The sequence below is a fragment of the Sporomusa malonica genome (assembly GCF_900176355.1).
In the GTDB taxonomy this organism is placed as follows: Bacteria; Bacillota; Negativicutes; order Sporomusales; family Sporomusaceae; genus Sporomusa; species Sporomusa malonica.
Genome location: NZ_FWXI01000049.1, coordinates 1 through 9,594 on the forward strand (window position 1 = coordinate 1; position 9,594 = coordinate 9,594).

At 35.9% G+C, this 9,594-nt stretch carries 12 protein-coding genes and 1 pseudogene; 1 reads left to right on the plus strand and 12 read right to left on the minus strand.

Annotation, left to right across the window (positions count from 1 at the left end; all coding sequences use genetic code 11):
• A partial coding sequence (locus B9A22_RS26640) for a DUF6431 domain-containing protein (protein WP_425441431.1) occupies window positions 1–110 on the minus strand: 110 nt, incomplete at its 3' end.
• A gap of 228 nt (window positions 111–338) precedes the next feature.
• On the opposite strand from B9A22_RS26640, the gene B9A22_RS24525 reads away from it, so the two are divergent.
• Entirely contained in the window at window positions 339–776 is a 438-nt protein-coding gene (locus tag B9A22_RS24525) for a DUF2326 domain-containing protein (RefSeq protein WP_217806056.1), read from the plus strand.
• Between the two features lie 43 nt (window positions 777–819).
• Here B9A22_RS24525 and B9A22_RS24530 read toward each other — a convergent pair whose 3' ends face one another.
• The 11 genes and pseudogenes from B9A22_RS24530 to B9A22_RS25915 all read right to left on the minus strand — a co-directional run.
• Complete coding sequence (locus tag B9A22_RS24530; protein WP_084578557.1) at window positions 820–1,359, minus strand: hypothetical protein; 540 nt, start codon at window positions 1,357–1,359, stop codon at window positions 820–822.
• A gap of 455 nt (window positions 1,360–1,814) precedes the next feature.
• The gene (locus B9A22_RS24535; protein ID WP_084578558.1) at window positions 1,815–3,011 is read right to left on the minus strand and encodes a protein kinase family protein; all 1,197 of its coding nucleotides are present in this window, start codon (window positions 3,009–3,011) and stop codon (window positions 1,815–1,817) included.
• Between the two features lie 283 nt (window positions 3,012–3,294).
• On the minus strand, window positions 3,295–3,756 hold the full coding sequence (locus tag B9A22_RS24540; RefSeq protein ID WP_084578559.1) for a hypothetical protein: 462 nt from the start codon (window positions 3,754–3,756) through the stop codon (window positions 3,295–3,297).
• 55 nt (window positions 3,757–3,811) lie between these two features.
• Window positions 3,812–4,923, minus strand: a protein-coding gene (locus B9A22_RS24545) for an IS3 family transposase (RefSeq protein ID WP_139796390.1) whose coding sequence is annotated in 2 segments (ribosomal slippage) — window positions 3,812–4,671 and window positions 4,671–4,923 — 1,113 coding nt in all. Because the reading frame shifts where the segments join, the coding sequence is not laid out codon by codon here.
• 29 nt (window positions 4,924–4,952) lie between these two features.
• Window positions 4,953–5,207, minus strand: a complete 255-nt coding sequence (locus B9A22_RS26645) for a DUF3795 domain-containing protein (protein ID WP_371360977.1) — start codon at window positions 5,205–5,207, stop codon at window positions 4,953–4,955.
• A gap of 164 nt (window positions 5,208–5,371) precedes the next feature.
• Window positions 5,372–5,530 carry a CGGC domain-containing protein gene (locus B9A22_RS26650; protein WP_371360976.1) on the minus strand — a complete coding sequence of 53 codons (159 nt, stop codon included), beginning with the start codon at window positions 5,528–5,530 and terminating at the stop codon, window positions 5,372–5,374.
• Between the two features lie 256 nt (window positions 5,531–5,786).
• Window positions 5,787–6,620: an AraC family transcriptional regulator gene (locus B9A22_RS24555; RefSeq protein ID WP_084578560.1), complete on the minus strand. Its 834-nt coding sequence runs from the start codon at window positions 6,618–6,620 to the stop codon at window positions 5,787–5,789.
• The gene (locus tag B9A22_RS24560; RefSeq protein ID WP_084578561.1) at window positions 6,592–7,566 is read right to left on the minus strand and encodes a DMT family transporter; all 975 of its coding nucleotides are present in this window, start codon (window positions 7,564–7,566) and stop codon (window positions 6,592–6,594) included. The genes B9A22_RS24555 and B9A22_RS24560 overlap by 29 nt, the downstream gene beginning before the upstream one ends.
• Before the next feature lie 157 nt (window positions 7,567–7,723).
• A complete protein-coding gene (locus B9A22_RS26655) occupies window positions 7,724–7,912 on the minus strand; it encodes a class I SAM-dependent methyltransferase (protein WP_139796392.1) in 189 nt (62 codons plus the stop codon).
• A 200-nt stretch (window positions 7,913–8,112) separates the two neighbouring features.
• On the minus strand, window positions 8,113–8,682 hold the full coding sequence (locus B9A22_RS24565; protein WP_084578562.1) for a GNAT family N-acetyltransferase: 570 nt from the start codon (window positions 8,680–8,682) through the stop codon (window positions 8,113–8,115).
• Between the two features lie 727 nt (window positions 8,683–9,409).
• Window positions 9,410–9,594: pseudogene (locus B9A22_RS25915) on the minus strand (hypothetical protein); the annotation flags it as partial.

Sequence of the window (9,594 nt, forward strand, 5' to 3'; positions counted from 1 at the left end):
CGACGAATCACCAGTACGGTAGTTTCGCCAGAGCTGGTTATGTACTTGCGCCGACGACTGCCGATTACACTTAGCCGCTCACCACAACAAGGACAAGGATTCTGCTCCATGCTCCTAACAAAAAACACCGAGTTCGGTATTTTCAATCAGCTCATAATTTGTTACAATGATCATATCTTTTAGTTGGTGGACGTCCCTGGTGCTGCTGTTGGCGCAGTAGCACATTAACGGGGGCGTCTTTTCCTTTCTTATCAGATATGGTCATTATATCGAGCAACTTTCGATCAGGCAATCCCGTCAGCTTTCGGGCTTTTTATTTCAGCGCCAACAGTGAACGCTTGAAAGAAGTAGAGATCGAACAATTTGCATGTCTCGAAAAAAAAGTTAATAGTAAAATGGAGCAAATTAACAACGAAATATATTCTGGTACCTATAATGCTCCTATATTAGCGTTTGGAGAAAATAAGTATACTTTCTTTACACCGGACGATACGGGAACAGGGATTGCTTATAAGGGACTAATTGTATTTGATTTATCTGTATTGGACTTAACAAAGCTTCCATTACTTGTACATGATTCTGTATTACTCAAACAAATTTCAGACGAAGCTATTGAAAAAATACTTGAATTATATAAAAATCAAAATAAACAGGTCATTATAGCCTTAGATAAACAAGATTCATATACTGAGGCGTCACAAGTGATTTTGAATAAAAATGTTGTCCTCAAATTAAGTACGAATGGCGAGGAACTATTCGGGCGTTCGTGGGGATAATACTTAGTTTTATACAGAAGTAAACTAAGACATTTGTTCCCCTCTATATAGTAATGTCATTTAAAAATTTGTCGATTTGTGGCTTTAACTGTTTTTTCACTTTTCGGTATGTTGTATCGTCAAGTAAAGACATAATAACATATATAACCGTTTTTTCATAAAAGGTAAGTGCTACTGTAAATGTACCAAAAGTATCTAAATTGCTGAATTGATATGTAAAAATTTTGGGATTATCCCCTTGGGTTTCCGTCCCCCATCGTTTGCGCTCTTCACCTATTATTTGAGTGCTCTTCACTTGAAAAATAGTTGATTTGAAGTCTTTAGGTGAAAAAAATATATCAGAGATTACTTGGCAACGACCTTGGTACCGGAAACTAAATTCATGGAAAACTAAAGCTCTTGCAATAGATTCAAAAGAACGAATCAAACGAAAAGTATCAATATGAGCAAGTAATACTGGAAATCTCATCCCGGAAATTCTAATCTCATCTTCACCTTGAGTTTGAATCAATTTGGGGTTTCGCTTAATAGCTCGTTTAATTTTTGTATGGGTATGGATATATGCGAGACTATTATTACCCACTCTTCCTCCGAGACACACCATAAGATATTCATCATCATGCGATTTGGCAAGATTATGTTCATCACAAGATGGAACAGTGATAAGTGAGCGTCGAAGGGGATACAAGGGGACGGTTCTATTTGTATCCTTCGGCTTTAGCAACAATATTAAAGTTAAGACCCGATTATTCTTGATATTTGTCTAATAGATATCCTTCAATCCCTTTAAGCTTCCTTAAAAGATCATCTCTTTTTTTTCTTTCTCCATAACTTGTAGACGCTATCGCCGGTACCGCATATGTGAAAATCGCTGCTATTATCTCTGTCAATCACCTAGATTAGGTTAAAACGTTAAAGCAACCTCTGACAATGGATTTGACGAAGGTTACCTATATTTAATAATTCTATTAAGTTAATCCACCTATTTTCCTACATAGCCGCTATTTTTGATGTGCTACTCCATTTTTAGAGCTAGAATTATCCTATCAATTTAAACGCCAGTGCCATTTCACTTATTGTTTGGAAGCGTTGCGATTTAGCAGGATTCAGCCCCTTATTTATAAAGGTTTTCAACTTAGGATCGGATATTGTATCAACATTGGTTCTACCAGTCATCACATAATATACTACTCGAGTTAAGGCAAATGTTTCATGCAAAATACTGTAGGTATCAAAGCCATCAAGAATAAGAGAAGGATCATTAAAGTATCCTTTAAACTCGGTATTGGCAGCAGTTAACGCGCTTTCTGAAATTTTAACTAAACCGAAATCAGCAACCTTAACAACTATAATATCCTCGTATGGTTTAATAAGTATGTTCTTTGGGCTTATGTCTCTATGCAATCTACCTTTTGAATGGATATATTCAAAAGCCCTTAAAATCTGTTGAATAATACTCTTTCGCTGAACTATAGACAATGAAGAATTGTGCTTTGTTATATAACTTTCAAGTGTAAAATCCATATATTCCATAATGTATTCATTTTGGTTTTCATTATAGCAGTACACTTCAACAATATATGGCGAAGAAAAATCCTGCATCTCTTCAAATTCTCTCTTAAATCGTTTAATTTCTTTTTCGGACAAATCTTTCTTTGCCCTTTTTAGAACAAAGTTTTTATTATAGAATGTATCCTTGTATTTGTACACATTTGCATATGAGCCGTTCCCAATTTGCTTTAGTGGATAAAAACTTCGCGTTTCTCCAGCAAAAGTAACTGCTACATCAATATTATTCTCTGTAATGTCTACTGGCTGATTGGTTTTTAAACTTAATCCTAAAACTTGGAGTTCTTTATTAAGGTCTACTTTCTTAATTGCCCAGTGAGTTCTCCTGAATTCCCATTCGCTTATATCTAGTTCAAATTTGAGTTTGTGCATATCTTCTAATGCAATTGTTTCTACTTTGTCATAAGTTATTTTAATTTTGCCTTGTCGTTTAGTAATATCTGTAATATAACCAATGAACCCTTCTGTTTTATCAGAAAAATCTTCATAGGCAAAAATACACGGCAAGCTTTTTATTTCATCAATTTGTTCCTTATCAAGCTTCAAAAATCTTTCTTTTAGATCTTTATCCGTATATTCTAAAAAGCGGTCTGCATCGATTATATAGGAATTTGTCTCCCAAGAATCTTCAGAACCCGAAATTAGTAGATTATATAATTCAGACATTATATATCCTCCAGTATTGCTATCTTCTACCTGTGTTTTTTATTTATTCTAAAAGTTTTTCATAACTCCATTGAAAGATACAAGGGGACTGTTCTGATTATATTCCAATGCGACCTTCCTTTCTTGATCCCATCGTATGGGTTTAGCGTTGCAGAACATCCATCTTGCTCCTCCACAAACTGGTTTTTGATGATTCATTTAACTAATTCCCATATAAATACAAAACTCCTGCCAAACTAATACAAATTTAGCAGGAATTTTTCATTTTGATGACATTTTGCAATTATTTATACAAAACTTCCAGGCTCAAACCATCATTCTGGCGATTGTATACAATCTTCTCAATTAATAATCGAAATGCTCTATTCTGTTCACTCGGATCAACCGCATTAGTCCATAAATTTTTGAACTCATCAATTCGCTTCTTTACCATCTCTACTGTCACCAGATTTACCTGAGATGCCAATGCAATCTTACACCTTTCAATCTCCGCTTCTAACTCAGCCTTAGTCTTTTCATGACCAACAATACGATCAGCCAATCGTTGCTTTGTTATGCTCCCATCCTCATAAAGCTCAAACAGCTTTTCTATAGCCTTTTCTGTCTGCGCTAACTCCTTCTGCTTCATCTCAAACAGTGTTTCAAGCTCCTGATACTGCTCATTTACTTCATCTACTAATTCTAGCGTCTCTGCGTCAAACTTGGTTATCTTTTGATACAGCGCCTTATAGAAATCATCGTCCAACTTACGACCTACCTGATCGCATTTAGTGGATTGTCAACACTTAGTCGGACAATTTTCATAAGGTCAATTGGCGTAATTGAACTGGCGTTAAGTAATTTAGAGAGCCATGAATTCTAGTATTATTAAACCAGTCAATATACCGGGCTAGTTCATGGCGTAGATGACATATACTATCGAAGTTTCGGCCATATACAAATTCGGTTTTAAATATTTTAAAGGTTGCCTCTGCTACAGCGTTATCATAAGGGCATCCTTTCATGCTAAGGGAACGTTTGATTTCAAAGGTAGAAATCACTTCATCAAGTAGTTCATTTTTAAACTCGCTACCTCGGTCTGAATGAAACATCTGGATGTTTCGCAGATCTGTCTTTACTGTTGCAAATGCATCGTATACCAATTGCGCATCTTTATGAATTCCGGCACTGTAGCCGATAATCTCCCTATTAAACAAATCTACAAGAATACACACGTAATTCCATTTGTAATTTACTCGAACATACGTTAAATCACTGACAACCACTGCATAGGGAGCTTGTCCGGCAAATTGCCGTTTCAGCTCATTTTTAACAGGCTCTTCATTACATTTCTGCTTGTGCGGTTTAAATTGTGCAACTGTGTACTTTGAGACTAAACCGTTCTTTTTCATGATTCTTCCGATACGGCGGCGAGATACCTGATAGTCTAATTTTTGTAGCTCTATTTTGATTTTTCTTGTTCCGTAGACATCATGATTCTCATGAAAAATATAGTCAACTTTTGTTTCTAAATCGCGTTCATCCGGCTTGCCAATTATCTCGTAATAATAGGTACTTCGGGCAATCTTTAAACATTTACACATCGCTGATATAGAGTATTTATGAGCATTTTGCCGGATTACAATTATTTTTGTGCCAATATCAGCGCTGCTTGCTTTAAAATATCATTTTCCATCTTCAATTTTTGATTTTCTTTACGAAGTTTGATTAACTCTTGCTCTTCCGGGCTACGATTATCACATTCTTTTGCCGATCCTGTAGCATTTATTCTGCTGACCCACTGGTTGAATGCTGAAGGGGTTAAATCGTATTCTTTAATGATTTCTGAACGGGGTTTTCCGCTGTTATAAAGTTGGACCATTTGTTGCTTGAATTGGTCGGTAAATTCTCTTTTAGCTCGTCTTGTTGTCATGTAAATCTCCTTTTTCTTTTCTTATAGTTTTACATGACCTTATAAAATCTGTCTAGTTTAGTGTAGCCGATCCAACCCTTTCCACAAGAAAAGTCAGGACACTCCCAACAGCCATCAAATCCCTTTTCGTTACAACAATCATACTGGTAGCAACCTTCTTCACTTGTCCGAATACCACAACAGTTCAGCTCTGATTTGCAGCCCGAGCATCGATCAGCTAAATGGCATAGTTTACAAACTAAACCACAATAAGCAGTACTATCAGATATCTCTTTGACACTCATCTTCTTATCTCCCCATTGACTCGCTGAAATTTTCTTTCGAAACAATTACGTAGATTCCATTCTCACTTTGTAACATTTGCCATAAAAAAGAGAAACTCCTGCCAAATTAATACAAATTAGGCAGATGATGTCAAGCGGACGGGGTTATTGACATTTTTCAGTTGTCACCAACCCCGTCCACTTGACACCTCCCTACTATACCTTTCAAATGCCCCTTTTCTCTTTCTTAAATCATGAAGGCAACTAACTGATGAGCACCCCGAATCCTGAGTTGCTGCAGAGCAAGTCAAAATGCCAATTCTCACTATTACACCCCTTTTCATGAACAACACGACTCAATGCGTCTGTTCCTTCGAGTAAGATGCGAAACTCTATTACTTACTTTGTAATATTTGCCATAAATGCACGAATCTCCTGCCAAATTCATACAAATTTATCAGGAGGTTCTCTTTCAACCTCATACTCTCACTGTGAGTACTACTGTAAACATATTCTATCGAGAAGCATAATTAGCGTCCCTTTGCTTCTCCAAGGCATATTAACCTCCGTTTTTAAGCATTACGCTAAAATTTCAATTTATTATCCACTAGAGTTAACATATTCCCTCGGTGTAACTCCTACAATACGCTTAAAGTACCTGCTAAAATGGCTTTGGTCAGTAAATCCAGTTTCGAGTGCTACTACTAATATTGATTGTCCTTTCAGCAATAATTCCTTTGCCTTTTGAATTCGAATAAAAATCTGATAGGTATGTGGAGGAATACCTACCTCTCTTCCAAATTCTCTAAGTAAGTGGAACTGACTTTTTCCTGAAATAATAGATAATTCCCCTAATGAAATATTCTTGGCATAATATTGATATATGTATTCTTTAACAAGTTTCACGACTTTATTGTCTTTTTTTCTCTCCATTCCAGCATATACAAGACTAGAATGTCTTCGTAATATCATAGCCATGGCACTAATAAAAACTGATTGATATTCCATTGATAAAGGCGAATACTCAAATAATGAAAACAAATTCAATAATTTTTCAGCACAATCCTTATCAAATACAACTGGGTTTGGAAAATAGGGAACATGGTTATTTTTCTCGTTGATTTGACCCGCTATTTCCTGCAAACATCCTGACTGAGGATACATAATATTGTACTGCCAACCTAGCTGTTGATTTGCTGCTGAACCAGTGTGAACAACTCCTGGATTCATCAATACAATACTGCGTTGAGGTGCATATTGCCTTCTTCCATCATAATCAAAAACTTCACATCCATTTTCAATTACACCTATACCAAAGCCGTCATGCCAATGACGTGAGAATGCATGTGTTGTGTAGGAAGCCTTATATACTTCCAGATTATTCATATCTGCTATTCTAATACAGCTAGCCTTGTTCTTTTTGAACATAGCCATGTTCTATAAGCCCCCTTACAGAGTTTATCGTATGAATGCTTAACAACACTCCACTTATAATTATTATAATACCTATAACCTCAATAAAGTAAGGTAACCTATGCTCAAAAATATATCCATATATCAACCCGAATATTGTTTCCCCAACAATCAATTGCCCCGCAACAGCGGTAGGTAATTGATTAGATGCCTTGTTCCAGAAAATAGTCGCCCCCCACGAACAAAAAAGACCCAATACAAAGCTGCCTACCCAAAAACGCCAACTATTTTCATTCCACTCGAATATGTGAGAAATAGAAAAAGAATGTAAATAGATTAGGTTCACAATAAATAAAAAAAACGGCAGTAAAACGAATGTAGTAACACCCGTAATAGTTGACCAATCTTCTGAAGAAATCCCTGGATTATCTTTCAGAAAACATGCATTTGCTACACCATACCATGTCCACAACATAAGAGCCGTCAGCCCGCTAAACAAACCAAGAATATTATTAGATAACGTATCAGCACCTTGTAATTTAGAACTATTTATAATAATAAGCCCAAATAAAACAAGCAGAATTGATGGAAATACCTTTTTAAAGGCAAACTCTCGAAATAGCCAATTTCCATACAAGGAAACACTTATTGGTAACATTCCTATTACCAGTGTTGAAATAGTTATTCCTGCCAATTGAATAGCAAAAACTAAAAAAAGATAATACCCAACATTACCGCAAAAAGCAAAGAGCAAAGCCTGAAGCCAAATACCGCTTTTAACTTTGTTAGTAGCAATACTCCTTCTCCTTATAAACCACATGATAAGTGAAAATGTTCCGTAAATAAAGTACCGCCCAAAAGTAATTTCAACCGCACTATATGACGGTAACAATTTAGGTATGATAAACGCGAGGCCCCATATCAAATCGGCGGTTAGTGCATAAATAACTCCTGTATTGTAACTCATAAAATAAACCCTCCATCCACTGATGGAAAAAGTTTATCACTATTTTGAAGTTAAATCTTGTATGATATTGCTGATGGATACAAGGGGACGGTTCTAATTGTATCCTATGCTTTAGCAACAAAAAGGACATGGGGACGTTCCTATTTTGCCAACATATTCAGCTCGATTCGCAAAGTGTCAAAAGAGGAACGTCCCCTTTTATACTTTTGAGAGAAGAAATTCTCCTAGCCTCTTTTATATACTCAGTTGTAATATCAACACCAACTACTGAAAAACCTTTTTTTGCAAGTTCTATTGCATGTCTACCAAATCCACATGCTAATCCAAAATTCTTTCTTTTCCTGATAACTCCATAATATCAATGATAAAGTCGATTTCATCTTTAGTATGTTCAACCCAAGACATATCTTGAATATCAAGTGAGCATATTTTTTTATACCATTCCGGACCTGGGTTTATTTATAATCTCATTTACAAATCTCCTTGAACCTATACTCCACCACAAAAGAACCATAGCTATAATAAAGCTACCATCCAAAAATCATCTTACCGCATCCCCAGTATTTCATCTTTTAATATGGACATCATGAGTGTATCTCTAAACTCGTTTCCATAATTATATTGCCGAAATAATCCTTCCTGCGAAAACCCTGCTTTGCATAAAACCTTAACTGATGCAATATTTTCAGGAACTACGGCAGCCTGTATCCTATGTAATCCCATCTTTTGAAATCCGAATTTTACAGTTCCCTGCAAAGCCTCTGTCATATACCCGTTATTCCAATGCTCTTGGGAGAGCGAGTAGGCAACCTCTGCCATTGACTGACGAACAAATCTACATAGTTCAATTCTTCCTACTAATTCATCGCTTTCTTTCAAAGCAATACCCCAACAAATGGTAAGCTTACTTTTAAAATATCTTCCGTTCATATTTTCTATAAACCGTCTGGCCTCTTCTATATCTTTTGGACATGCCAGTCCGCTTAAAAACTGTTGCACTTCTTTCGCTGAAAACCATCCTAAGTATCTTTCTGCATCACTTGGATGCATGGATCGTAATCTCAACCTTTTCAGTTCAATAAGTGGGAAAGATTTAAATACCTCTTTAAATGACATTGAATTGCCTCCGTACTCTTTAAGTTCACTACATTGCAAAAGCCAACAATCTAGAACCTACTAAATAAACAGGCTAAATCTATCCATTCAACTCTCATCATCATATTATATGTAATAAGCTATAAATTTCCAGTAAAACACAAAAACTCCTGCCAAATCCACACGGATCTGACAGGAGTTATCCATTTTCTTGCCATTTTACCAGTGATACGGTTCGCCCGGTTGATCTTAACGAATATGTTACTTTAATGTATTTGGCACCACTGTCATGTAAAAATGGAACTAAAGTGGAACTCCTTGAATTTCAGGCTTCAATAGGCATTTTCTTATTCTAGGTACATGTCATTAAATCGTACCATAACATGCCATTTCCGTATCTTTCAAAGCCACAATTTATCTGGCTTTGCGGCCTCATAAATTTACTCCATAACATGCAACGCTGTATATCGAATCTTAAAATAGACATTAGTCAATAACTTGACCAATGTCTCATTAAAGAAGATGGCGGAAATTACTAGTTTGTCATACATCCTTATGTTGGGTGAGTATTCCCATAATAATCATTCTTGATTATCCCATAAGGAGGATGTCAAAGACCAGCTAATTAATGTCAAGTCTTTTTCTGGATTTTTTGTTTAAAGAAAATTACGCATAGGAAAAAAAACCTTCCCAAAAACCAAAAAAAATTTGAGAAGGGAATAGGTAATGTTTTGGTTTTTCTTCTTCGTTAGGCCGCTTTTTGTAGGATTTTTTGATACATTTCAACTTGTTGCTCAGGGGTAATCAAACGGAATGACTGTTTACTCTTCAATACCGAGAATATGATACGTAATAGCTTGTTCATAACAGCGCCTAGAGCTTGTTTCTTGGTTTTCGTTTCAATTTTCCGTTGGTAATATTCGTAAATCACTG

Coding starts and splice junctions, on each gene's coding strand:
- B9A22_RS24560 (WP_084578561.1), bottom strand. CDS start 7,566: ATGAGTTACAATACAGGAGTTATTTATGCACTAACCGCCGATTTGATA.
- B9A22_RS24555 (WP_084578560.1), bottom strand. CDS start 6,620: ATGGCTATGTTCAAAAAGAACAAGGCTAGCTGTATTAGAATAGCAGAT.
- B9A22_RS24535 (WP_084578558.1), bottom strand. CDS start 3,011: ATGTCTGAATTATATAATCTACTAATTTCGGGTTCTGAAGATTCTTGG.
- B9A22_RS26645 (WP_371360977.1), bottom strand. CDS start 5,207: ATGAGTGTCAAAGAGATATCTGATAGTACTGCTTATTGTGGTTTAGTT.
- B9A22_RS24565 (WP_084578562.1), bottom strand. CDS start 8,682: ATGTCATTTAAAGAGGTATTTAAATCTTTCCCACTTATTGAACTGAAA.
- B9A22_RS26650 (WP_371360976.1), bottom strand. CDS start 5,530: ATGAAAAGGGGTGTAATAGTGAGAATTGGCATTTTGACTTGCTCTGCA.